We start from the raw sequence: 23,523 nt of genomic DNA, 5'->3' as shown, positions 1-23,523 counted from the left end.
CTCCGCAGCCGTGGCCAAGAAGCCGACCAAGTCCGACCGCCAGGCGGTCATCGACGAGCTCCGCAAGAAGCAGAAGGGCGCCGAGCGGCGCCGCGGCTTCGCCATCGTCGGGGTCTGCGCCACGATCGCGATCCTGCTCGTCGTGGCGGCCGCCTACCGCCCGGTCAAGAACTGGTGGGACCTGCGCAAGTTCCGCGACCTCAACCTCGCCTCGATCGGTGCCCCCGCCTCGGCCTGCGACGACATCACGACCAAGAAGGCGGACGGCAACCAGCAGCACGTCCCGACCGGCTCGCAGGTCACCTACACGACCGCGCCGCCGGCGTTCGGCTCGCACTGGAACGAGCAGGGCACCGCGCCCGCGCCGTTCAACCGGAAGTTCTACACCGACAAGGACCGCCCCGAGCTCGAGGCGCTGGTCCACAACCTCGAGCACGGCTACACGATCCTCTGGTACGACCAGTCGATCGCCGACGACGGCGACGAGCTCAACGTCATCGACGGCATCGCGGACAAGTTCCGCTCCGACTCCAACAACCTGCGCTACAAGTTCATCGCCGCGCCGTGGACCGCCCAGGACGAGAAGGAGAGCGGCAAGTTCCCCGACGGGATGCATGTCGCGCTCTCGCACTGGTCGGCGGGCGGCTCGGGCGAGACCGACACCTCCAAGCAGGTCGGTGTCTTCCAGTACTGCAGCCAGCCCAGCGGTGCGGCGCTGAAGGACTTCATGCTGAAGTACCCCTACACCGACTCCCCCGAGCCGGACGCGATGTAACGGTGACCGGACCCGACCGCATCGCCATCGTCAGCGGGTACTTCAACCCGATCCACATCGGCCACCTGCGCATGATCAAGGAGGCCCGGACGCTCGCCCCGCACCTGCTGGTGATCGTCAACAACGACCGGCAGCAGCTGCTCAAGAAGGGCCGCATCCTCATGACCGAGGACGACCGGAACGCGATCGTGGCCGAGCTGCGCTGCGTCGACGAGGCGTTCATCGCGGTCGACGACGACCCGACCGTGGTGGCGTCGCTGCGCCGGGTGCGCGACCTCTACCCCGACGCGGAGCTGCTGTTCTGCAACGGCGGCGACCGGTCGCCGACCGGCGACCCAGCCCCCGAGGCGGTGCTGACCGAGGAGATCGGGCTGCAGATGGTCTACGGGGTCGGCGGCGAGGACAAGGCCGACTCCAGCACCCGCATCAACGCCGAGCTCAGCCTGGCCGACAGCCCGGCCTCCCCGGCGTCCCCGACCTCCTGACCCGGGCGTCGCGGTGACGTTCGCCGACCTGCTGTCCGCGGAGCTGCGGCGCGAGCCGGGCCGGCCCCTGGTCACCTTCTACGACGAGACGACCGGGGAACGCATCGAGCTCTCCGTCACGACCTACGCCAACTGGGTGGCCAAGGCGGCATCGCTGCTCGTCGACGAACACGGCCTCGAGCGCGGCGACGTCCTGCTGGTGGACCTCCCGACGCACTGGCTGGGGCCGGTCTTCCTCGGCGCTGCGTGGACCGCGGGACTGGCCGTGGCGTTCCCCTCGTCGGCCGGCCGGCCGTCGGCCGTCGTCTGCGGCCCGGCCGGCCTGGATGCCTGGGCCGAGCGCGCGGAGCAGCTCCCGGTCCTGGCCTGCTCGCTGCTCCCGATGGGGGTGCGGTTCGCCGAGCCGCTCCCACCGGGCGCGCACGACGTCGGCGTCGAGGTCTGGGGCCAGCCGGACGCCTTCATGCCGTACGACCCGCCGACCGGCGCGGACCTCGCCCTGGTCGACGGGCAGGTGACCCACGACGAGCTGTTCAGGATCCCGACCGCCGCCGGGAGTCCTGGGACTGCGACCGACGGCGGTCGGCTCCTGGTGACGGCGAACCCGGCTTCCCCACCAGGTGTCGCCGCCGTTGCGCGGCCGCTCGCGACGAGTGGCTCGCTGGTCCTTGTGACGGGCGCCTCCGAGGCTCGGCTCGACGAGATCGCCGAGGCCGAACGGGTCACCCGCCGCTTCGGCTGACCGAGTGGCCCCTTTCCCGGCCCCCCGCGTGCCTGCCCTCGCGCTCCGCGACCCGCGGGCTGCGCACCTCGCAGTGCTGCCGCTCGCGGGCCTCGGTGGGCGCCACGGAGATCGTCGGCTGTGCGACTCCCTGCCCCGGCCGTACGCCGACCACGTCGAGCGACACCACCCGGGTGGCCGGCACGAGCGCGATGACCACGACTCCGAGTGCCAGCAGCTGCTGGCACGCGGTCACGTAGCGGGCGCGCATCGCCGACATCTCGGGGTGCTCCTGGTGGCGGGGGAAGGTCACACTGGTTGCAACCTTCACACGCGTCACAGGCCACGCGGTAGGGAAACTGAGTAACTACAGCGCTGTAATTGCCAGTCGACACGCCGGTGGTTTCCGGATTTGTCAAGTCCTTCGGGCTCATCGGCCCGGGGGCGATCCCTGCACTTCTCGGGCATTGCACTGCCCGAGAGCGATAGCTCGACCCGAGCAGCTCAGCCGGCGACCTCCCCGGGGGCCGCCACGCATACGGGGTGGACCTGCTCCCCGTGCGCGCCCCTCGGCAGGCCGATCAGGCTCCGCAGAGCTGGCTTCTGTAGCGACCCATCCGCTTCTGTGCCGAGATCTCGGTACAGAAGCTCAGGGGTCACCGGATATCCGGTGACCCCGTCCGCGGTCGGTCGACGGTCGGCCCGAGGACAAGCTCGCGCGGGTGGACGATCCGCTAGATCTCCGAGCCCAGCTCCGCGGCGACCGACTCCTCCTCGGCAACGTCCGGCTCGTCGTCGTCGTTGTCGTAGTGGAGATAGTGGATGCCCTCGTCGACGTCGCCGTCGAAGCCGACCCGGCCCTTCTCGAGCACGATCACTCGGGTGCACATCTTGCGCACCGAGGCGGCTGCGTGGCTCACGTAGAAGAGGGTGACGCCGCTGTCGCGGATCTCCTCCATCTTCTTCATGCACTTGCGCTTGAACGGCTGGTCACCGACGGCCAGCACCTCGTCGGCGATGAACACGTCGCAGTCGACGTGGACGGCGACCGAGAAGCCGAGGCGGGCCGACATCCCCGAGGAGTAGTTGCCGACCGGCTGGTCCATGAAGTCGTCGAGCTCCGCGAAATCCGCCATCTGGGGGAACTTGGCGTCCGTCTCGGCCTTGGTCATGCCGAGGATCGCGGCGTTCATGTAGATGTTCTCGCGACCGGTCATCTCGGGGTGGAAGCCGGCGCCCGTCGCGATCAGCCCGGAGACCCGGCCGCGGGTCCGGACCTGGCCCGAGGTCGGCTTCATCACGCCCATGATGTGCTTGAGGAGAGTGCTCTTGCCGGAGCCGTTGAGCCCCATCAGCCCGATGGCCTCGCCCTGCTCGACGTTGAAGGCCACGTCGTCGAGCGCCCAGAAGGTGTCCTTGATCTTCCGGCCGCGCATCCGGGCGACCAACGTCTGCTTGAGAGTCCGCTGGTAGTGCTTGTGGAACAGCTTGGAGACGTGGTCAACCTCGATCGACGTGACCATCACATGAGCCTGTCGGGGATCTTGTCGTCGAGCCGGGTGAAGACGAACTGTGCGAACAGCAGGAACGCGATCCCGAACACGATGAAGATCAGCCCCCGCTCCCAGAGGTGCGGCGGGAAGCTGCCGTCCAGCTTGAAGCCCCACTCCGTGCCGGCCTCCTTGGCGTCCTCGGGGCTGACGGTGGTGATCCAGAACGCCCGCTGCATGAGCAGCACGGCGCTGGTGATCGGGTTGAGCAGGTAGAGGTGCGCGATGATCGGGAAGGCCTCGAACCGCTGCTGCACCAGCGTGTAGGGGTACATCATCGGGACGCTGAACGGCAGCATGCCGGTGAAGATCTGCACCACGCGGGTCCAGTCGCGGTACATCACGTTGATGGCCGAGAACATCAGCCCCATGCCGGTCCCCAGCAGGATCACGATGGCGAAGGCCATCGGGGTGGCCACGAGCGTGCCCAGGTCGGGTGTGAAGGAGCCGGTGAGCAGGCAGGCGCCGAGGAGGATCACCAGCTGCGGGCCGGTGTGGTAGAGGCTGACCAGCATCGAGGCGATCGGGAAGATCTCGCGCGGCAGCGGCATCTTCTGCACGATCGACTTGTTCTGCATGATCGAGCGGGTGCCGGAGTTGAACGACGTGCTGAACAGGTTCACCACGACCATGCCGGCGAACAGGTGGATCGCGAAGTGCGGGACCTGGCCGCGGCCCAGGATGATCCCGAAGACGAAGAAGTAGGTCAGGAACCGGCTGAACGGGTCGATGTAGGACCAGGCAAGCCCCATCTTCGAGCCGATGTAGCGGGCCCGCAGCTCGCGCTTGACCATGAGCGTGAGCAGGTAGCGCCGCTTCATCACGCCGACGAGCCCGCCCTTCGCGGCGGGGTCGACGAGCGGCACGTGCTCGAGGTCGTGGCGTACGGCGACGGACGCCGTATCGCTCGCGGGGCTCAGCTGGTCGGTCATCCCTCGGCGGACTCCTCGGTCCAGGGACGGAAGGTCTCCTCCCACCGCTCCGGCGAGGTGACGTCGGAGAGTGCGGCGCGGTAGGCCTCGGCGAGCTGCGGCCACTCGCGCACCAGCCGCTGGTGCAGCTCCGCGGTCCGCTTGACCAGCTCGCGGAACCTCGCGGTGTCCCGCTTGTAGAACGCCGCCGAGGTGCCGTCGTTCATCGAGACGATCGCCGAGTCGTAGGACGCGAGGCGGTACCACTTGGCGTCCATCGCGCGGATCTCCACCTCGGGGAACGACGCCGAGAGCTCGCGCGCGGGCCGCAGCTGACGGATCGGCGCCAGCCCGGCGGTGACCAGGCGGGAGACCCGGCCGGGGATCTCGATGACGTCGCGGCCCTTGCGCGGCGGCTTCTTGCGCCGGATCTCCGGGAACGCCTCGCGGTCGGCCTCCAGCTGCGCGTCGGTGAACCGCTTGCGCAGCGCGTTGACCTCCGCGAGCCGGGTCGGCAGCTGCGCGTGCAGCGCCTGCGCCCCGGCCAGCACGTCCTCGAGGGCGAGGTTGCGCAGCTCGACGGTGGAGTACTGCATCGAGACCAGATGGGCGATGGAGTAGGAGAAGTCCTCGCGGATCAGCTTGCCGCCGCGGGGGTAGGGCGAGTGCAGCAGTGCCGCCACGAAGCGGTTGCGGACGTGGAAGTAGGCCTGCCAGTCGAGCGCGTCGTTCTTGTCCGTCCACGGCACGTGCCAGACCGCGGCGCCGGGGAAGGTCACGGTCGGGAAGCCGGCGTCCTTGGCGCGCAGGCCGTACTCGGCGTCGTCCCACTTGATGAACAGCGGCAGCGACAGCCCGATCCGGTCGATGACCTCCCGCGGGATCAGGCACATGAACCAGCCGTTGAAGTCCACGTCGACGCGCTTGTGAAGCCACCGTGCCGAGCGGATGTTGCGGGCCGAGAGGTCCCAACGGCTGTAGCCGTCCTGGGGGGTCATCCACCAGAACCGCCACGGCTGGACGATCTCGCCGAAGCTGTGCAGCTCGGACTTGTTGTAGAGGCTGAACATGTGGCCGCCCACGATCGTGGGCCGGCGGGCCAGGTCGCCGAAGGTGACCGCGCGGATGATGCCCTCGGGCTCGCAGACGACGTCGTCGTCCATCATCAGGGCGTAGGTCGCGGTGCCCTTGCGCAGCGACTCGAGCTGGCCGCGGGCGTAGCCCCCGGAGCCGCCGAGGTTGCCCTGCTCGACGACGCGCAGCTTGTCTCCGAGGGCGGCCTGCGCCTCGCCGTAGAACGAGGAGTCGACGACCTTCTGGGTGCCCTGCTCCATCACGAAGACGGTGTCGAGGTAGGGCTTGAGCAGCTCGTCCCGGCCGAGCTGGCCGATCAGCTGGGCGCAGAAGTCCGGCCGGTTCATGGTCGTGATCGCGACATCGGCCGTGCCGTGCTCGAGCCGGTCGTCGGGAACCTCGGCCGACCACTCCGCCGACTCGACCACGGCGTCGTCGTCACCGGCGACGACGTCGTACCAGTACCAGCCGCCGTCCACGAACGGCTTGAGCGACAGCTCGAAGACGAAGGTGCCCTTGGCCTCGGCGCCGGTGCTCGCCGAGTCGACGCGCTGCGCACGCCCGTTGGCCAGCGAGCGGTAGACGATGACGGTTGCACCGCGCCCGGAGACCTCGACGGTGAGCCGGACGTCGCTGACCACGCTGTAGCGCCGCCAGTAGGACGCCGGGAAGGCGTTGAAGTAGGTGCCCAGGGAGAGGCGCTCCCCGGAGCGGACCCGCAGTGCGGTCCGGGACTCGATCTGGTCGGGGTGGAGCCCCTTGCCGGTCGACGTCGACTGCCGGATGGCGGCGTTGTTGAGGTCCTTGGCCGCCCGGCTGCCGCCGATCTCGTAGCGGTCCGCGTCGAGGTGGGCCTCCTCGGGGTCGACGTAGAGGGCGAAGACGTCGAAGTCGCGGTCGATCGGCATGATCTGCCGTTGCAGCACCCGGCGGTTGGTCTCTGCCCGGTGGGCGCCGGGGGCGGACGCGGCCGCCTTCTTCGTCGTACGGCGTCGCGCGGCCGTCTTCTTCGCGGTGGGCTGCGTCGACTCGGTCACTCGTCCACTCCCCCTGACGTGAGCTCCGTGCCCTCGGCGAAGTGGGGGCGGAGCTTGTTCTCGAACATCGACAGCGCCGACCCGATCGCCATGTGCATGTCGAGGTACTTGTAGGTGCCCAGCCGGCCGCCGAACAGCACCATCGGCTCCTGCTTGGCCAGCTCGCGGTACTTCATCAGCTTGGTGCGGTCGTCGGCGGTGTTGATCGGGTAGTAGGGCTCATCGCCCTCTTCGGCGAACCGGGAGTACTCGTGCACGATCACGGTCTTGCCCGGCAGGTGGGTCTTCACCCGCTCGGGGTGGAAGTGCTGGAACTCGATGATCCGCGTGAACGGAACCTCTTGGTCGTTGTAGTTGACGACCCCGGTGCCCTGGAAGTCGTCGACGTCCTCCACCGACTCCTCGAGGTCGACCGTGCGCCACGACAGCCGGCCCTCGGAGTGGCCGAAGTACTCGTCGACAGGCCCGGTGTAGACGAGCGGGACCCGGCCCTTGTAGTCCTCAGCGACGTCGAAGAAGTCGGTCTCGAGGCGCACCTCGATGTTGGGGTGGTCGGCCATCCGGCTCAGCCAGGCGGTGTAGCCGTCGGTGGGCAGCCCCTCGTGGGTGTCGCTGAACCAGCGGTTCTCGAAGGTGTAGCGGACCGGGAGGCGCGTGATGATGTCCGCGCTGAGCTCCGTGGGGTCGGTCTGCCACTGCTTGGCGGTGTAGCCCTTGATGAACGCCTCGTAGAGCGGGCGCCCGATCAGGCTGATCGCCTTCTCCTCGAGGTTGGTGGCGTCCTCGGGCTTGATCTCGGCGGCCTGGCTGGCGATCAGCTCGCGAGCCTCCTGCGGGGTGTGGCTCTTGCCGAAGAACTGGTTGATCAGCCCGAGGTTCATCGGCAGCGAGTAGACCTGGCCCTGGTACTTGCCGAAGACGCGGTGCTTGTAGTCGGTGAAGGTCGTGAACCGGTTGACGTACTCCCACACCTTCTCGTTGGAGGTGTGGAACAGGTGCGCGCCGTACTTGTGCACCTCGATGTTGGTCTCGGGGTCCCGCTCGCTGTAGGCGTTGCCGCCGAGGTGGTGACGGCGCTCGAGGACGAGCACCCGCAGCCCGAGCTCGTTGGCGCAGCGCTCGGCGATCGTCAGCCCGAAGAAACCAGAGCCGACGACGACGAGATCAGGCCCGTGGCCAGCTGGGGAGTTCTCCGACGACACGACAGATCAGTCTACGGACGCAAGGCCGCCGGGCCCGATTCGGCGCGCTCACTCAGGTTGCGCAGCCCGGGCCACCGCGCGGAGGCTGCGACGTACGTCACTCTCGGTGGTCGACCAGTTGCTGACCGAGATGCGCAGCACCGCCCGGCCCCGCCACACCGAGCCGCTCATCCAGGCCTCGCCGTCGGCGAGGAGCCGGGCCACCACGGCCCGGGTCCGCTCGTCGTCCCCGAAGCTGACGCAGACCTGGGTGAAGACCACGTCGTTGAGCACCTCGGCGCCTGGGATCTCCTCGATCCCACGGGCGAACGCCGCGGCGTGGCCGGCCATCCGCTCCACCAGGTCGGACACGCCCGTGCGGCCGAGCGCGGCGAGGACGGCGTAGACCGGGACCGAGCGGGCCCGGCGGGACAGCTCGGGCACCTTCTCGAACGGGTCGCCGGCCTCGTCGTGGATGAGGTAGTCGCCGTGCATGCCCATCGCCGCCTTGACCGCGGCGGGGTCGCGGACGACGGAGATCCCGCAGTCGTAGGGCACGTTGAGCGTCTTGTGGGCGTCGGTGGCCCACGAGTCGGCGCCCTCGACGCCCGCCAGGAGGTGGCGGTACGCCGTCGTCGCGGCCGCGAAGAGCCCGAACGCGCCGTCGACATGGACCCACGCGCCGTGGTCGTGGGCGACCTCGATCGCGTCGGTGAACGGGTCGTAGCCGCCGGAGTGGACGTTGCCGGCCTGCAGGCACACGACGGTGGGGCCGTTGTGCTCGAGCAGCCGGCGTTCGAGGTCGGCCACGACCAGCCGGCCCTCGGCGTCGGCCTCGACGGCGGTGGGCGCGCCCAGGCCCAGGTAGCGCAGGACGAGGTCCACCGTGTCGTGCCGCTCGAGCCCCACCAGCACCCTGACCCCGGGGCCGCCGACCAGCCCGCGCGACGAGACGTCCCAGCCGGCCTGCCGCAGCACGGTGTCCCGGCCGGCGGCCAGGCCGGTGAAGTTGGCCATCGTCCCGCCGGTCACGAACCCCACCGCACTCCCCGCGGGCAGCCCGAGGATGTCCAGCAGCCAGGTGCCGGCGACCTGTTCGACGGCGGTCATGGCGGGGGTGACCCTGGCCAGCCCGGCGTTCTGGTCCCAGGCGCTGACCAGCCAGTCCGCGGCCAGCGCGGCCGGATGTGTCCCGCCGATGACCATCCCGTAGAACCGCCCGGACGGCATCGCGGTGAGGCCGGGCTCGCAGGCCGTGGCGAGCTGTTCGACCACCTTCGCCGGGTCCTGCGGTCCGTCCGGCAGCTCGCTGCCGAGCCGCTCGACGACCTCCTCGACCGGCGCCTGCGGTGGGACCGGCCGGTCCGCCAGCGACTCCAGCCAGCTCCGGGCGTGGTCAACCGCGACGGGCAGGGCGGCCGCGCGCTCGTCGTTCACGGCCCCCACTCTGGCGGTCGAACGGGGGGCGGCGCTAGCGAGAAGCCCGGGCGTCCTTGAGTGCCCGGCGCACGTTGCGGGCCTCGGCGCGGCCACCGCGCACCGGTGACAGCGCGACCACGCCGGCGGTGATCAGCCACGGCTTGGCCCGGACCAGCGCGTTCTCGCCGTAGCGCAGGTGGACCCGGAACAGGTTGCGGTACATGTAGTAGCCCTTCCACCCCGACAGGTCGTGCTGCTGGTCGAAGTCGAGCTGGCGGACCAGGACCGCGTCGCGGACGGCGTAGATCCGGAAGCCGGCGCGCCGGGCCCGCAGGGCGTAGTCGACGTCGTCGTAGAAGATGAAGAAGTCCGGGTCGGGCAGACCGATGGCATCCACCACCCGGCGCCGGACCATGAACCCCTCGAACGGGACGTTGTGGATCTCCACCAGCGCGGGCATCGCCTCGCGGGTGCGGTAGGTCGTCTCGACCATCGCGGTCTTGGGCTTGATCCGCAGCGGGTTGCGCAGGTCGAAGATGACCGCCGCCTTCTCGACCAGCCGGCCCTGGGTGTCCTCCCGGACCGTGAGCAGGCAGTCGCTCACCTCGTCGTCCACCGAGAGCAGCACGTCGAGGCTGTTCGGCGCCGGGACCACGTCGTCGTCCATCAGCCAGATCCGGTCGAAGCCCTGGTCGTAGGCGGCCTGCACCCCGCGGTTGAAGCCGCCCGCACCGCCGAGGTTCTCCTGGGGCCGGATCACCTGGAGCGGGAGGTCCGTGACGCCGTCGAGGACGGTCGAGGTGTGGTCGGTGCTCGCGTTGTCGACGACGATCACCGCGTCCGGCTGCCGCTCCAGCGCGGCCAGGCCCGCCAGCATCCGGGTGAGCAGCGCGGCCCGGTTGTAGGTCACCACGACCACCGCCACCGTCTCGGCCCCGCTGGTCGAGCCTGTCGAGACCTCCGCGGCGTCGGCACTCAACGCAGGTACCTCCGGTGGCCGGTGAAGTCGCCGCGCAGGCCGGCGTACGCCGCCCGGGCGCTCATCGGGATCCGGCCCGGCCGCGGACGGGTGAACAGGTAGAACCAGACCGTCTTGGCCCAGAACATCGCGACGTGCGGCCACCCCCGATAGCGGCGCAGGTTGACGGTGTTGTTGCGGGCCATGCAGTAGTGCTTGAGGTCGCTGGGGCTGTGGTTGTAGGTCGTCCGGCCGAACATCATCGGTGTCCCGAGGTCGTCGGTGGCCGGGTGCAGGACGTGGGCTGCCACCACCGTGGCGATCCGGGCACCCGCGGCCTCGGCCCGCCAGAGGTACTCGACGTCGTCGCCCCAGATGAAGAACTCGGCCCGCGGGTAGCCGATCCTCTCCACCAGCTCGCGGGTGACGAGCACGCCGTTGAACGGGATCACCACACCGCGGATCAGCCCGTCGACGGCAGCTCGCTCGACCGATGCCACGTCGTGGACGACGCGGGTGCCACCTGGCAGCCGGATCGGGAAGCAGAGCCGGCCCGGGTCCTGGGCGGCGAGGACCGCGGGCCCCCAGAAGTCGAGGTCGTCCCGCTCGAGCAGCAGCTTCAGGCAGTCGGGCTCGGGGAGCCCGTCGTCGTCCATCAGCCAGACCAGGTCGGCACCCCGGTCGACGGCCGCGCGGAGGCCGTGGCTGAACCCGCCGGCGCCGCCGGTGTTCTCGGGCAGCGTCTCGGCGACCACGTCCTGGCCGGCCAGCCATGCGCCGGTGCCGTCGGTGCTCGCGTTGTCGACGACCAGCACCTCGTCGAGCTCGCCGATCTCCTGCAGCCGCTCGAGCTGGCGACGCAGCATCTCGAGCCGGTTGAAGGTGACGACCACGGCGACGATGCGGCGTCCGTGCTGGTCAGTCACGCGCCAACCGTCTCAGAAGAGCGTCTCCTGCACGTACGCCGGTCCCGCCGGGGCGGGGACCAGCTTGGGCAGCGGGCCGGGGTGCGGTCGTGGGGCGGCCCTCCAACGAGGGTCGAAGAAGGGCTCGGTGACGGTCTTGGCCGGCTCGCGCAGGGTGAGGGCGCGGATCGCGCCGGGCAGGTGGAGCTCGAAGCGGGAGTAGGTCGACCGGACGGCGTCCTCGTCGAGCGGCAGCCGGCCGCGGCTCAGGGACGCGTCGAGGCCCAGGTCGGCGGTGGTGACCATCGCCATCACCTCGCAGTTGTGGCTCCAGCGGTCCCGGGCACCGGGGGCCGCCAGCGCGTTGGCGCGGGCCTTGCCGACCGCCGCGGCACAGCGCCCACCGCCGCACTCCGCGTCGTCGAACGCGGCCTGCGCGGTGTCGAGTGCCTGCAGCAGCTTGACCGCGGTCTTGGTGCCGAAGCCGGTCACGCCGGGCAGGTTGTCCGAGCTGTCCCCGCGGAGTGCGGCCAGGTCGAGGTACTGCTCCGGACGGACACCGGTCACCATGGCGAGCCGCTCGGGGTCGAGCAGCGGGGAGGCATCGACCCCACCGTTGAGGATCCGCAGCATCTTCGTGTTGGCGTCGATGAGCGCGAAGCTGTCCCGGTCGGAGGTCGCCACCACGGTCCGCGCGCCCCAGGCCGGTGCCTGCGCGGCCACGCTGGCCAGCACGTCGTCGGCCTCGAGCCCCTCGGGCACCACGACCACCACGCCGAGCTCGCGCAGCACCTGGACGGCCAGGTCGAGCTGGCGCTCGAGGCTCTCCGGCTTGGGGGCCCGCTGGGCCTTGTAGTGCGGCCACCGCTTCTTGCGGCTGCTGTTGCCGCGGTCGTCGAACCCGACCACCACCACGTCGGCGCAGACCCGGTCGACCGCGGTCAACAGCTGGCTCAGCAGCCCGCGGACCGCCCACCCCTGCACCCCGTCGGGGGTGCGGTACATCGTGCTGGCCTGGGCGTGGAACGAGCGGTGCAGCAGCGAGTTGCCGTCGACGGCGAGCACGGTGGGAGCGGACAGGTCGGACATGCTTCGACCACCCTAAGTCCGCGCGGCGACAACATGACGGACCCACCCCGGCTCACGGCAGCGACGCACCCGGCCGGCCCCGCCGCGGCGAAGGCACCTGCTCGTTTCACCCGCGCCAGAAGCAGGGCCGGGGTTCTGTAGCGACCCATCCGCTTCTGTGCCGAGATCTCGGTACAGAAGCTCAGGGGTCACCGGATATCCGGTGACCCCGACGTTTCCCGTGGGTGCCCGCGCGCCCACCGGACGGTGGGTTTGCGGAGGGAAATCGGCACCTGGTGCCGGAGATCTTCGGCAAAGCCCGGGTCCAGCGGATATGCAGCACATCTCGGCGTCCTGGCTGGCCAATATGCGGTGCACATCCCGCAACACGCGCGGCGTGCTACGCGCGCGGCCGCCCACCCACGGACACGTCACACGAGCCGGATATCAGGTGACCCCTGCAACCCGGAGGCGACCTCGCACCGACCCACTCACAAGATGTCGTGCACGAACTCCCCGAGCTGGGTCAGGTTGCGGCACTCGACCATCGGCACGATCTCGCCGTACCTCCCGGCCACGGAGTCGCCGGTGTCCCAGTGCCGGCGGGCCTCGGGGTTGAGCCACCACGCGTGCCGGGTGTCGCGCTCCATCGCACGGAGGGAGTCGAGCGCCAGGTCGGAGTAGTTGGACCGGGCGTCGCCGAGGATCAGCAACGACGACTTGGGGCCGAGCGCGTCGGCGTGCTGCTCCATGAACTTGGTGAACGCACGTCCGTAGTTGGTGCGCCCCCACAGGGCGGCGTGCGCGGTGCTGGCGGCCAGCTCGGCCATCACGTCTGCCGCGTCCGCACCGGGCGTGAAGTTCTCGGTGACCTCGTGGACGTGGTCGATGAAGGTGAACGCGCGCACCTTCTGGAACTGGTCGCGCAGCGCGAAGACCAGCAGCAGGGTGAACTGCGCGAAGCTGGCGACCGAGCCGCTCACGTCGCAGAGCACGACCAGCTCGCTGCGGTGCGGGCGCTTGGGACGCTGGTGGGTGACGAGGGGTACGCCGCCGGTCGAGATCGAGGCGCGGACGGTACGCCGGAAGTCCAGCGGCCCGCGCCTGCGCGAGTGGTGCTCCTGGGTGAGCCGGGTGGCGAGACGGCGAGCCAGCGGGTAGATCTCCCGGCGCATCTCCTCGAGGTCGCTCTTGCGCGCCGCGGTGAAGTCGAGCCGGTCGATGGTCGGCCGGACCGCGACGTCGGCGACGTGGTCGGGGCCCTTCTCCTCGGCGATCCGCCGGCGGGCGTCGTCCTCGACCTGCCGGGTGAAGGAGCCGATCCTCCGGCCCGCGACGCGGGCGGCCTCCTCCTCGCTCCGGCCCTCGGCCAGCAGGCTCTGGACGATCCGTTCGGTCAGCTCCGCGGGCGAGACCCGCTGCAGCGCGGTGTAGGCCGACCAGCTGGACAGTCCGGGACCGCGGCCCGGCATGGCGCCGAAGCGGCCGACCATCTCGACGGCCAGCCGCAGCAGCGCCTGCTGGTCGCCGGCCGCGAGGGCCTCGGCCAGCCGCTCCCGGAACTCGCCGAGGGCCTGCCCGTTGTCCCGCACGGTCTCGTCGGTCTCCTCGCGCGCCGCGCCCTCGCCGACGAGCCGCGGGAAGTAGACGTCGAAAAGCGCGTCGAAGGTGGGCCGCTGGCTCTGCTTCTTGACCAGCGTGGCGGCGTACGCCGCGTGCACGGTCTCGCGCTGGTCCCACGGCAGCGCGCTCAGCGCGGCCACCGCGTCGAGCCCCTCGGCGAGCGAGACCGACAGCCCGGCTCCGCGCAGTGCCTCCAGGAAGGCGACGTGCCGCTCGACCAGGCCGCTGGCGGTCACTTGCGCAGCCGCAGCTCTCGGACCGCGCGCTCGTGGTCGGAGGCGTGCTTGAGCACGACACCGAGGGTGTCGTCGACCGCCTTGTCGTCGAGGTCGCGGACCTCGAGCGCGATCAGGGTGCGGGCCCAGTCGACCGACTCGGCGATCGACGGCGGCTTCTTCAGCTCGAGGTCGCGCAGCCGGGCGACGGTGGCGACCAGCTGCCCGGCGACCCGCTCCTCGAGGTCCGGGACCTGAGACAGCACGATCTCGCGCTCGCGCTCCTCGTCGGGGTAGTCGAGGTGAAGGTAGAGACAGCGCCGCTTCAACGCCTCCGAGAGCTCCCGGCTGGCGTTCGAGGTGAGGACGACGTAGGGGCGGCGTACGGCGGCCAGCGTGCCCAGCTCGGGGATCGTCACCTGGAAGTCGGACAGCACCTCGAGCAGCAGCCCCTCGACCTCGACGTCGGTCTTGTCGACCTCGTCGATGAGCAGCACCGTCGGCTCCTGGCGACGGATCGCGGTCAGCAGCGGCCGGGTGAGCAGGAACTCGTCGGTGAAGATGTCGTCGTGGGTCTCGGCCCACGAGTGGTCGTCACCCTGGGTGGCCTGGATGCGGAGCAGCTGCTTCTTGTAGTTCCACTCGTAGAGCGCCCGGGCCTCGTCCAGTCCTTCGTAGCACTGCAGCCGCACCAGCTCGGCGCCGGTCGCTCGGGACACCGCCTTGGCGAGCTCGGTCTTGCCGACGCCCGCGGGACCCTCGACCAGCAGTGGCTTCTCGAGCGCCCCGGCGAGGTAGGCCGTGGTCGAGGTGGCCGGGTCGGCCAGGTAGCCCGTCGAGGCGAGCCGTTCGGTGACCTCGTCGGGGGAGGCGAACCAGGACACCTCGACAGTCTCCCGTATCCGTCCATCGGCCGAGCCGCGGTGGTCTGCCCTGAGACCACGACTGCACCGCACTTCGCCGGACAGGTCAGCAGGATGCGGTGCACCGGGGCGGGGCCCTAGGTCGAACGGCCGCGCCGCCCCTCGCCCGACGCGAACCGCTGGGCACCCTCGAGCGCACCCGCCTGCAGGCTGGCCAGGCCGTGACGCAGCTCGTTGGCCATCGCCTCCTCCTCCGACAGGGCGTGCTGCTCGAGCACCGAGAGCCGATCCTGACGCAGGCAGACCTGAGGAAGTGCGCTGAGCTCGTGGGCCAGCGCCTCGGCGGCCTCGCGGGTCGTGCCCGCCGGCACCACCCGGTCCACCAGCCCCATCTGCCGGGCCTCCTCGGCCAGCACCTCGCGGCCGGTCAGCACCAGGTCGAGGGCCCGGCCGGTCCCGATCAGCCGCGGCAGCCGCACGGTCCCTCCGTCGATCAGCGGCACGCCCCAGCGCCGGCAGAAGACCCCGAACCGCGCGTCCTGGGCCGCTACCCGCAGGTCGCACCAGATCGCGAGCTCGAGGCCACCCGCGACGGCGTACCCCTCGACGGCGGCGATCACCGGCTTCCCGAGCCGCAGCCGGGTCGGACCCATCGGTCCGTCGCCGCTCTCGTCGACCCGGTTGCCGGCGTCGGTCCCGATCGTCTTGAGGTCGGCGCCGGCACAGAAGGTGCCGCCCGCGCCGTAGAGCACTGCCACCGAGCGGCTCTCGTCGGCGTCGAAGGCGCGGAAGGCGTCGGCCAGGGCCCGCGCGGTGGGGCCGTCGACGGCGTTGCGCGCGTGGGGCCGGTGCAGGACGACGGTGGTGACCGGCCCGTCGTGGTGGATGGAGACGGGGTCTTCCATGGCGGCACGCTAGACCAGGCGAGCCCAGGCCAAATGTCCGAAAGGCCGAGTGCGAGGGCCGGCTCGTGCCGGACACTGGAGGCATGAACCAATCTCGGGGACTTCGGGAGACGGTGGTCCACGCCATGGCCATGGTGGGCCTGGTCTGGGTGCTCGCCGTCCTCGGTGCGCTCTTCATGGGGATGAGCTCGCAGGGCACGGACCACGACGGTGGCTACTCGATCTCGGCCGTCAGCGCCCAGACGAAGCAGAGCCTGTCGGTCGCCTCGGACGACGCGCCCCGTACGCCGGGGCTGGTCCTGGCGCTCGCAGTGCTCGTCGGTGGGGCGACCGTCCTGGTCGTGGGCGCCACGCGGGGCGGCGAGCGTGACGACGCCGACGCCTCCGAACCGGACTCCGATCTCTCGCTCGCGCTCGGCCTGCGGTCCTGACCTGTGTGGGCGTACGCCGGCCGGGCCACCGCCGGCGGCGGCCCGGCCGGTCGGCCGGATCCGGTCGCGGTCAGTGCACGTGCTCGAGGCGCGTCTCGCCCGTCAGCGCGGCCGGGTCGAGGACGTCGGGCTCGAAGACGTCTGGCTCCAGGTCGACCGACGGGACCCGGCGCTCCAGCCAGCGAGGCAGCCACCAGGCCCGCTCGGCGAGCAGGCTCATCACCGCCGGGACCAGGACCATCCGGCCGACCGTGACGTCCAGCAGCACCGCGACCGCGAGACCGACGCCGAACAGCTTGGTCGTCGGATCGGCCGCGAGGATGAAGGAGGCGAACACCGCGATCATGATGACTGCGGCGCTGGTGATCACGCGGCCGGTGGCCCCGACACCCTCGACGACGGCCCGGCGCGCATCGCCGTGCTGCACGAACTGCTCGCGCACCCTGCTGAGCAGGAAGACCTCGTAGTCCATCGACAGGCCGAAGAGGATCGCGAACATCAGCATCGGCGCCAAGGGCATGATCGGCATCGCTTCCTCGACCCCGATGAGGCCCGCGGCCCATCCCCACTGGAAGACGGCCACGACGACGCCGTACGCCGCACCGATGCTCAGCAGGTTCAGGACGGCGGCCTTCAGCGGGACGAGAACCGAGCGGAAGACGACCGTGAGGAGCACGAACGAGAGTCCGATGACGACCAGCAGGAAGACCGGCATGCGGTCCTGCAGGCGTCGTGAGACGTCGACGGTCAGCGCGGTCCCGCCGGTCACGTGTGCCGTCACGGCACCGTCCTCGGACAGGCCCGGCAGCCGGTCGCGCCGAAGGCGGTCCAGCAGCTCGGCCGTCTCTTCGTCCTGTGGTGCCGTCGTCGGCGTCACGGCGATCACGGCCAGGTCACCCGCGGGGTTGACCACCGGCTCGCCGACGGCGGCGACGCCGGCCTCCGCGGCCACGCCGTCGGCCGCGCGCTCGGCGACACCCGCGGGCAGCTCACCGGCTCGGCTCTCGAGCACGATCAGGAGCTGGCCGTTGGTGCCGGCTCCGTAGGCGTCCGCCACGAGGTCGTACGCGCGCCGGGTGGTCGACTGCTGCGGGTCGTTGCCGGCGTCGGGGAAGGCCAGCCGCATCGACAGCGCCGGGACCGCCATCGCGACGAGCAGCAGCGCGGCCGCCACCGTGTACGTGCGGGGGCGTGCGACCACCCTGCCGGCCCAGCGCTCGGACAGGCTCGCGCCCGCCCGACGTCGCCCGGTGAGCGGGATCCGGAGGCTGTTGACGCTGGTCCGCAGGATCCCGAGGAGGGCCGGGAGCAGGGTCAGGGCCGCCAGCATCGTGACCGCCACCATCACCGCGGCTCCCCAGCCCATCATCGCGAGCATCGGGATGCCCGACACCTGGACGCCGGCGATCGCGAGCACCACGGTGACCCCCGCGAACAGCACCGACAGCCCGGCGGTCGCGTTGGCGCGGCCGACCGCTTCGGGGACGGGGAGGCCGGCATCGAGGTTCTGCCGATGGCGGCTGAGGATGAACAGCGCGTAGTCGATGCCGACCCCGAGGCCGAGCATCAGCCCGATGACGTTGGCGATCTGCGGCACGGGGAGGAACCCGGCCAGGACACCAAGGGTGCTGGTGCCGATCAGGATCGCCAGGAGGGTGACGCCGATGGGCAGGCTGAGGGCCACCAGCGAGCCGAAGGCCACGGCGAGGACGATCACCGCGGCGAGGACGCCGAGCACCTCGCCGTTGTCGCCGCCGCCCTCGCGGGCGGTGGCGTAGCCGAGTGAGCCGTCGTACTCGACCTGGACGCCGGACTGCCGGAGCTCCGCCACCGCGTCGTCGGCCGACCGCACCATCGCATCGCTGACGACCTCCTGGTCATAGGCGATCGTGACCAGCGCGGTCGTCCCGTCCTGGCTGACGCCCGAGGTGTTGGTGGCGAACGGGTCGGCGACCGACACGACGTGCGCTCCGGCACCCAGCACGGCGACGGCGTGCTCGATGTCCTGCCTGCGTCCGGGGTCGGTCAGCCCCCGGTCGTCGTGGAGGACCACGTTGGAGGTGTAGAGCGACTGTTCGGGGAAGCGCTCCTCGATCAGGTCCGCACCACGCTGTGACTCGGCGCCGGGCAGGCGGAAGGTGTCGTCGCTGTCACCACCGACCGCCGAGTTGACGAACAGCGCCGCGATGGCGGCGACCAGCCACAGGGCGACGACGCGCCACGGATGCCGAGCCGCGCTGCGGCCGAGGTGGAAGAGGAAGGTGGACATCGGGCTGCTCCTGGTGTGGGGTGCGGGTGTCCCCGCACGGGTCTTGGGTCGTCCGGCACGTTGCGCCGGCGGTGTTGGTGCGGCGTTGCGTCTCGGTGGACCGGCCGCTCATCGATGGCCGTCCGGCGGGTCAGCCCGCGACCGGGATCCACCCGGTCCACGCGTGCCTGCCGGTCAGGTGGTCGTAGCTGGGCCGCGGGTACTGGACTGTCGGGTCGAGGTCACCGGTGTTGATGGTCGTGACGGCCACTCGGACCGGTCCGGCCTCGAAGCAGCCGACGGCGCGGGTGACGACGTACTCGAACCAGCGGAGCCTGCTCCGCTTGTCGCTCTGCACCCCGGCGGTGGCGACGCACTCACCCTCGGGCGCGTGTCCCCAAGCTGCGGTGGGCTGCTCCCGCCAGCGGCTGACCTCCGCGAAGCGGTAGTCGCTCCAGAAGTCCATGAAGTGGCCGTACTCCGCGCCGGGCCGGCTCGCGTCGGTGTCGAGGAACACCGAGACGGCGCCGGTCGGGAAGTCGTAGGTCTCGGCGACGCCGGGGAAGTGGACGCGCACCTTGAGCTTGTGCGGCTTGTTGACCACCCGGACCCTCCAGAGGTCGAGCTTCGGCCTGGCCACGTCGCCTCGGGCGTCGCTCACGACGACCGGCCCGGGGCCGACGTGGAGCTTCGGTCCGGCCGCGCCGGAGCGGTCCGAGACGACCGGGTGGGTCTCGTCGCGGGAGGAGGACGCAGCCATCGCCACGAACGCGGCGACGACAAGGGCGAAGAGGAGCGCGGTGCGCTTGGTGTTCATGGGCGTGCCTTTCCTCGTGAGTGGAGGCAAGACCGTCCCGACCCGCCGTTGCGCCGGGGTTGTGCGGGCGTGGCGCGACGACGGGACGGGTCCACGATGAGGAACCGCCTCGCCTGGGCGACCGCGCGCCGGCACCCCGGTAGTAGCGTGCGCAACCTGCGTTCAACGCTCGCTCAACAGGGGGCTTGGAGGGTGCCGACCGTGCAGACCGTCGCCACGGACCCACCGGCGTCCTTCGCGATCCTCGGTCCGTTGCGGGTGGTGGTGGACGGCACTGAGGTGCAGATCTCGACCCGCCGTCAGCGCGCGCTGCTCGTGCTCCTGCTCCTGAACGTCGGGCGCGTGGTGCCCGCCGAGCGGCTGATCGACCAGCTCTGGGACGGGTCGCCGCCGCCGCAGGGGGCGGTCACGCTGCGCTCCTACATCTCCTACCTGCGCCAGACGCTCGGCGGCAAGGACGGCCTGGGTGCGGCCCTGACGACCAGAGCGCAGGGCTACTGCCTCGACGTGCCGCCGGAGAGCGTGGACGCGGTCAACCTCACGCGGCTCACCGAGAAGGGGCGAGAGCACCTCCGCCGCAACGAGCCGGACGCCGCGCTGACGGCGTTCGAGAGTGCGGTCCGCTCGTGGGCCGGGGATCCCCTCGCCGAGGTCGCGGACCACGAGGCGGTCCAGAGCACGATCACTCAGCTGACCGAGACCTACCTCAGTGCCGTCGAGGGCAGGTTCGAGGCGCTTCTGGCGACGGGGCGCCACGTCGACGCCATCCCCGGCCTCGAGGCTTTCGTCGCCGAACACCCGCTGCGCGAGGAGCCTCGAGCGCTGCAGATGCTGGCGCTGTACCGCTCCGGCCGAGCGCCGGAGGCGCTCGAGGTGCACCGCCGGTTCCGGCTGCTGCTGCAGGAGGAGCTCGGCATCGACCCGTCGGACCGGCTGGACGACCTCCTCCAGAAGGTCCTGGCCCGACACCCCGACCTCGCCGCGCCGGCTCCAGCCGTGCCGCCTGCGGAACCGGAGGGCGATGCCTCGTCGGAGGTGAGCGAAGCCGCAACCGGGTCGGCCCGGAGGAGCCACGGCAGCCTCATCGGTCGACGCAAGGAGCTCGAGGTGCTGGACGCCTGTCTGGACAGGCTCTCGAACGCAGGCACCGGCGCATTGCTCCTGCTCGCCGGCGAGCCCGGCATCGGCAAGACCACGCTGCTCGAGTGGCTCGAGACGACTGCGCGCGAGCGCGGCTTCGCCGTGCACGGCGGACGAGCCCCCGCTGCCGCCGGGGCACCGTCGTTCTGGCCGTGGTCGCAGGTGGTGGCGTCGATCGCCGCCACCCTGGACGACGAGGCGCTCGGTCGCGCCACCGCAGGGTCCGCTCGAGCCGTCGCGCAGCTCTCGTCGAGCGTGGCCGAACGCACAGGTCACCCCCTGCCCATGACCGGAGACGACCTGGAGTCGCTCAGGTTCCACCTCTACGAGGCGGTCTCGTCGTTCGTCCGGCAGGCCGGCGGGGAGCGCCCGATGGTCATCACCCTCGACGACATCCACTGGGCCGACCAGCCGTCCCTGGAGCTCCTGTCCTACCTGACCCCGACGCTGGGTTCTCGCCCGTTGCTCCTCGTGGCCGCCTACCGCGACCTGCCCGCGGACCGGACCGAGGCGCTGGCGGACACGCTGGCGACCGTGTCGCGCGAGGAGGCGGCGGTGGAGCTGACCCTGGCCGGCATGGATCCCGTCGACATCGCGACGCTGACCCAGGACCTGCTCGGGACGGGCTCGGCGGATCCCGCTGACCGGCAGCGGTTCGCCCATCTCCTCCACGAACGCACGGGCGGCAACCCGTTCTTCGTGCGACAGCTGGCGCGGTTCATGCTGGAGGCCGACCTCTCCACGGCGGACCCGAGCACGACGCCGTTGCCTCCCGGGGTCCGGCATGTCATTGCGCAACGGCTCAAGGTGCTGCGCGAGCCGACGCGCGAGCTGCTGGCGGCCGCTGCGGTCATCGGTCGCGACTTCGACCTGCGGCTCGCGGCCACGTGCGCCAGGGTCACGACCGAGCAGGGCCTCGACGCGTACGACGAGGCCGCGCGGCACGGGCTCCTCGAGCCGTCCACAGCTGCCGCAGGCGCGCGCCGGTTCGTGCACTCCCTCGTCCAGGAGGTGGTCGTCGAAGGACTGCCGACCCGCGTCGCCGCCGAGCTGCACGCTGCCGTCGCGGCTCACCTCGAGGAGGAAGGGACCGCATCACCAGAGCTGCTCGCCGAGCACCTCTGGGCGGCCCGCGACACCGTGGGTGCGCAGGGGGTGCCCGCGCACCTCGCGGCTGCGCAGGCGTCCGTGGCGGTCTTCGCCCACGAGCGCGCGGAGCTCTACCTGCGGCGCGCGCTCGAGCTGGCGCGCGCGGCCTCACCCCCCGACCCGCCGACCGAGCTGACGGTGCTGCTGAGCCTGTTCAGGGTCATCACGGCCACCCGGGGCTGGGGCGACGAGGAGGTCCGAGCGGTGGTGGACCGGACGCTCGAGCTGAGCCGAGCAGGTGCGATCTCCGACGACACCGCCCAGCTGTGGTGGTCGCTCTTCTTCTTCCTGCTCGACCGCGACGACCCGTCCTTCGTCGATGTCGTGCACTCGCTGTCCTCCTCGCTCGAGGGCGTGGACGCGACCGTCGACCACGTCGGGCACGCCACCCGTGCCGCCGTCCACCTGGGCAGCGTGCTCGCCGAGCTCGACAGCGACGACCGGGCCTCGGCGCGCCGGCATCTCACCCAGGCTCGGGTCCACGTCGAGGCGGCCCCCCACGACGAGCTGGCGGCGTACGACGAGCACCTGCACGTGATGCTGCTCCTCATCGAGGCCTACTGGGCAGCCCTGCACGACGATCGCCTCGCCCAGGCCGCCGCGGTGAGCGCGGCGGTCGCCCTGGCCGACGCAGACGGCCGGCCGTTCCCACGCGCCGTCGCGCGCACCCTGGGCGTGGCCAGCGCGGTCTACCTCCATGACCCGGCCGGTGTGCGCGACCTCGCCCGGTCGGCGCTGGAGATGGACGAGCGGTTCGGGTTCGGCTGGCTCGCGATGCTCGCGGAGAGCCACCTCGCCTGGGCGGACGCCCACGCCGACGGCGATCCCGATGCGGCCGCGGAGCTGATCGAACGCGCGCTGGGCGAGGTGGTGGCAGGCGGGCACCGCGGTAACATCGCGGTCTTCAACCTCCTGCTGGCCGACGTCCAGGTCCTCCAGGGACGGCGAGACGACGCGCGCGACTCCCTGCTGCGCGCGCGGGCCGTCCCAGGCCCCTACCGCGGCCTGGTCGTCGAGGTGGTCGACCGGCGCCTGGCCGCCCCGGATGCGCCCAACGGCGGCGCAACCCGGACGCAAGGGAGGTGACGCATGCTCTCGGCATGCACCCGATGAACGCCCAGGTCCTCAAGTACGCCGCGTTCACCGACGACGGGACCGGCGGCAACCCCGCGGGCGTGGTCCTCGACTCGGACCGGCTCACCGACCAGCAGATGCTCGCCATCGCGGCGGCGATCGGCTACTCCGAGACCGCCTTCGTCAGCGCTGACGGGCGACGGCTGCGCTTCTTCAGCCCGCGCGCCGAGGTCGCGTTCTGCGGCCACGCGACCGTGGCCACTGCGGTGGCGCTCGCCGAGCGCGACGGCACCGGCACCCGCGACCTGGTCACGGCGGCGGGCCGGATCTCGGTGGAGACCCGCACCACCGGCCGCGGCCTGGAGGCCACCTTGACCTCACCGCCGGCGTCGACGCGCGAGGCGTCCGCCGAGCTGGTGGCGGAGACGCTCGCCGCCTTCGCATGGGAGTCGGCCCTCCTCGACCCGGCCTTCCCCGTGCACGTCGCGAACGCAGGCAACGACCACCTCATGCTCGGCCTGGCGGGCCTGGAGACGCTGGCCGCCTTCGACTACGACTACGACGCGCTCGCGGCGCTGATGGAGCGCGAGGGCTGGACGACCGTCCACGCCTTCGTGCGCGAGCGGCCCACGGAGTTCCGGGCCCGCAACGCGTTCCCTCCCGGCGGAGTGCGGGAGGACCCGGCCACCGGAGCCGCGGCCGCGGCGTTCGGTGGGTATCTTCGCGAGCTCGGCCTCGTCGCCCGGCCCAGCCGCTTCACGATCCACCAAGGGGTGGAGATGGGCGCGCCGAGCCGGATCGAGGTCGGTGTCCCCGGATCGGGTGAGCACATCGAGGTGTCGGGCGCGGCCACCCGGCTGGCACTGTCGCCCTACGACGAGCTCGAGTGGTCTCGCTGAACCGGACGCACGAGGACGATGGACAGAAGGACACCCACCTCCTGGGGTCCTTCCGCCCATCGACGGACCGGCTTG

Annotated in this window: 20 protein-coding genes; 6 read left to right on the top strand and 14 right to left on the bottom strand. The window is 71.2% G+C overall.

Annotation, left to right across the window (positions count from 1 at the left end):
- Positions 1–10: 10 nt before the first annotated feature.
- The 3 genes from VFV89_RS12210 to VFV89_RS12200 are packed head-to-tail and all read left to right on the top strand — an operon-like array spanning position 11 to position 2,002.
- Positions 11–775, top strand: coding sequence for a DUF3105 domain-containing protein (locus VFV89_RS12210; RefSeq protein WP_329706215.1), 765 nt, complete (start codon positions 11–13; stop codon positions 773–775).
- Positions 776–777: 2 nt separating this feature from the next.
- A complete protein-coding gene (locus tag VFV89_RS12205) occupies positions 778–1,260 on the top strand; it encodes an adenylyltransferase/cytidyltransferase family protein (RefSeq protein WP_329706214.1) in 483 nt (160 codons plus the stop codon).
- Positions 1,261–1,273: 13 nt separating this feature from the next.
- Positions 1,274–2,002 carry a TIGR03089 family protein gene (locus tag VFV89_RS12200; protein WP_329706213.1) on the top strand — a complete coding sequence of 243 codons (729 nt, stop codon included), beginning with the start codon at positions 1,274–1,276 and terminating at the stop codon, positions 2,000–2,002.
- On the opposite strand, the gene VFV89_RS12195 is transcribed toward VFV89_RS12200, so the two are convergent.
- From VFV89_RS12195 to VFV89_RS12140, 12 genes are all read right to left on the bottom strand, one after another.
- Entirely contained in the window at positions 1,983–2,294 is a 312-nt protein-coding gene (locus tag VFV89_RS12195) for a hypothetical protein (protein ID WP_329706212.1), read from the bottom strand. The genes VFV89_RS12200 and VFV89_RS12195 overlap by 20 nt on opposite strands.
- A gap of 421 nt (positions 2,295–2,715) precedes the next feature.
- Entirely contained in the window at positions 2,716–3,504 is a 789-nt protein-coding gene (locus VFV89_RS12190; RefSeq protein ID WP_329706211.1) for an ABC transporter ATP-binding protein, read from the bottom strand.
- Positions 3,504–4,463, bottom strand: a complete 960-nt coding sequence (locus VFV89_RS12185) for an ABC transporter permease (RefSeq protein WP_329706210.1) — start codon at positions 4,461–4,463, stop codon at positions 3,504–3,506. Before VFV89_RS12185 ends, VFV89_RS12190 begins: the two co-directional genes overlap by 1 nt.
- Positions 4,460–6,553, bottom strand: a complete 2,094-nt coding sequence (locus tag VFV89_RS12180) for a glycosyltransferase (RefSeq protein ID WP_329706209.1) — start codon at positions 6,551–6,553, stop codon at positions 4,460–4,462. The genes VFV89_RS12185 and VFV89_RS12180 overlap by 4 nt, the downstream gene beginning before the upstream one ends.
- A complete protein-coding gene (gene glf, locus VFV89_RS12175; RefSeq protein WP_329706208.1) occupies positions 6,550–7,755 on the bottom strand; it encodes a UDP-galactopyranose mutase in 1,206 nt (401 codons plus the stop codon). Before glf ends, VFV89_RS12180 begins: the two co-directional genes overlap by 4 nt.
- A gap of 48 nt (positions 7,756–7,803) precedes the next feature.
- Positions 7,804–9,171, bottom strand: coding sequence for a pyridoxal phosphate-dependent decarboxylase family protein (locus VFV89_RS12170; protein WP_329706207.1), 1,368 nt, complete (start codon positions 9,169–9,171; stop codon positions 7,804–7,806).
- Between the two features lie 34 nt (positions 9,172–9,205).
- Positions 9,206–10,132, bottom strand: a complete 927-nt coding sequence (locus tag VFV89_RS12165; protein ID WP_329706206.1) for a glycosyltransferase family 2 protein — start codon at positions 10,130–10,132, stop codon at positions 9,206–9,208.
- Positions 10,129–11,037: a glycosyltransferase family 2 protein gene (locus VFV89_RS12160; protein WP_329706205.1), complete on the bottom strand. Its 909-nt coding sequence runs from the start codon at positions 11,035–11,037 to the stop codon at positions 10,129–10,131. The genes VFV89_RS12165 and VFV89_RS12160 overlap by 4 nt, the downstream gene beginning before the upstream one ends.
- Before the next feature lie 12 nt (positions 11,038–11,049).
- Complete coding sequence (locus VFV89_RS12155) at positions 11,050–12,105, bottom strand: 5'-3' exonuclease (protein ID WP_329706204.1); 1,056 nt, start codon at positions 12,103–12,105, stop codon at positions 11,050–11,052.
- Positions 12,106–12,575: 470 nt separating this feature from the next.
- Positions 12,576–13,943 (bottom strand): vWA domain-containing protein, encoded by a 1,368-nt coding sequence (locus VFV89_RS12150; protein WP_329706203.1) that lies wholly within the window; start codon positions 13,941–13,943, stop codon positions 12,576–12,578.
- Complete coding sequence (locus VFV89_RS12145) at positions 13,940–14,806, bottom strand: MoxR family ATPase (protein ID WP_329706202.1); 867 nt, start codon at positions 14,804–14,806, stop codon at positions 13,940–13,942. The genes VFV89_RS12150 and VFV89_RS12145 overlap by 4 nt, the downstream gene beginning before the upstream one ends.
- Before the next feature lie 116 nt (positions 14,807–14,922).
- Positions 14,923–15,690, bottom strand: coding sequence for a crotonase/enoyl-CoA hydratase family protein (locus VFV89_RS12140; protein WP_329706201.1), 768 nt, complete (start codon positions 15,688–15,690; stop codon positions 14,923–14,925).
- Between the two features lie 83 nt (positions 15,691–15,773).
- On the opposite strand from VFV89_RS12140, the gene VFV89_RS12135 reads away from it, so the two are divergent.
- Entirely contained in the window at positions 15,774–16,121 is a 348-nt protein-coding gene (locus VFV89_RS12135) for a hypothetical protein (protein ID WP_329706200.1), read from the top strand.
- Positions 16,122–16,191: 70 nt separating this feature from the next.
- Here VFV89_RS12135 and VFV89_RS12130 read toward each other — a convergent pair whose 3' ends face one another.
- Both VFV89_RS12130 and VFV89_RS12125 read right to left on the bottom strand, forming a co-directional pair.
- On the bottom strand, positions 16,192–18,390 hold the full coding sequence (locus tag VFV89_RS12130; protein ID WP_329706199.1) for an MMPL family transporter: 2,199 nt from the start codon (positions 18,388–18,390) through the stop codon (positions 16,192–16,194).
- A gap of 130 nt (positions 18,391–18,520) precedes the next feature.
- On the bottom strand, positions 18,521–19,186 hold the full coding sequence (locus VFV89_RS12125; RefSeq protein ID WP_329706198.1) for a hypothetical protein: 666 nt from the start codon (positions 19,184–19,186) through the stop codon (positions 18,521–18,523).
- Between the two features lie 201 nt (positions 19,187–19,387).
- Between VFV89_RS12125 and VFV89_RS12120 the strand changes: the two genes are divergently transcribed.
- Entirely contained in the window at positions 19,388–22,561 is a 3,174-nt protein-coding gene (locus VFV89_RS12120; RefSeq protein ID WP_329706197.1) for a BTAD domain-containing putative transcriptional regulator, read from the top strand.
- Between the two features lie 14 nt (positions 22,562–22,575).
- Complete coding sequence (locus VFV89_RS12115) at positions 22,576–23,448, top strand: PhzF family phenazine biosynthesis isomerase (RefSeq protein ID WP_329706196.1); 873 nt, start codon at positions 22,576–22,578, stop codon at positions 23,446–23,448.
- Positions 23,449–23,523: the final 75 nt, after the last annotated feature.

This window comes from Nocardioides sp. (genome assembly GCF_036274455.1).
Lineage (GTDB): Bacteria > Actinomycetota > Actinomycetes > Propionibacteriales > Nocardioidaceae > Nocardioides.
This window is presented reverse-complemented; position numbering and strand designations above follow the sequence as displayed.

Excerpts from the sequence above, each read along its gene's own strand:
- VFV89_RS12185 (WP_329706210.1), bottom strand. The coding sequence starts at position 4,463 with ATGACCGACCAGCTGAGCCCCGCGAGCGATACGGCGTCCGTCGCCGTA.
- VFV89_RS12190 (WP_329706211.1), bottom strand. The coding sequence starts at position 3,504 with ATGGTCACGTCGATCGAGGTTGACCACGTCTCCAAGCTGTTCCACAAG.
- VFV89_RS12115 (WP_329706196.1), top strand. The coding sequence starts at position 22,576 with ATGCACCCGATGAACGCCCAGGTCCTCAAGTACGCCGCGTTCACCGAC.
- VFV89_RS12135 (WP_329706200.1), top strand. The coding sequence starts at position 15,774 with ATGAACCAATCTCGGGGACTTCGGGAGACGGTGGTCCACGCCATGGCC.
- VFV89_RS12130 (WP_329706199.1), bottom strand. The coding sequence starts at position 18,390 with ATGTCCACCTTCCTCTTCCACCTCGGCCGCAGCGCGGCTCGGCATCCG.
- VFV89_RS12125 (WP_329706198.1), bottom strand. The coding sequence starts at position 19,186 with ATGAACACCAAGCGCACCGCGCTCCTCTTCGCCCTTGTCGTCGCCGCG.
- VFV89_RS12155 (WP_329706204.1), bottom strand. The coding sequence starts at position 12,105 with ATGTCCGACCTGTCCGCTCCCACCGTGCTCGCCGTCGACGGCAACTCG.
- VFV89_RS12140 (WP_329706201.1), bottom strand. The coding sequence starts at position 15,690 with ATGGAAGACCCCGTCTCCATCCACCACGACGGGCCGGTCACCACCGTC.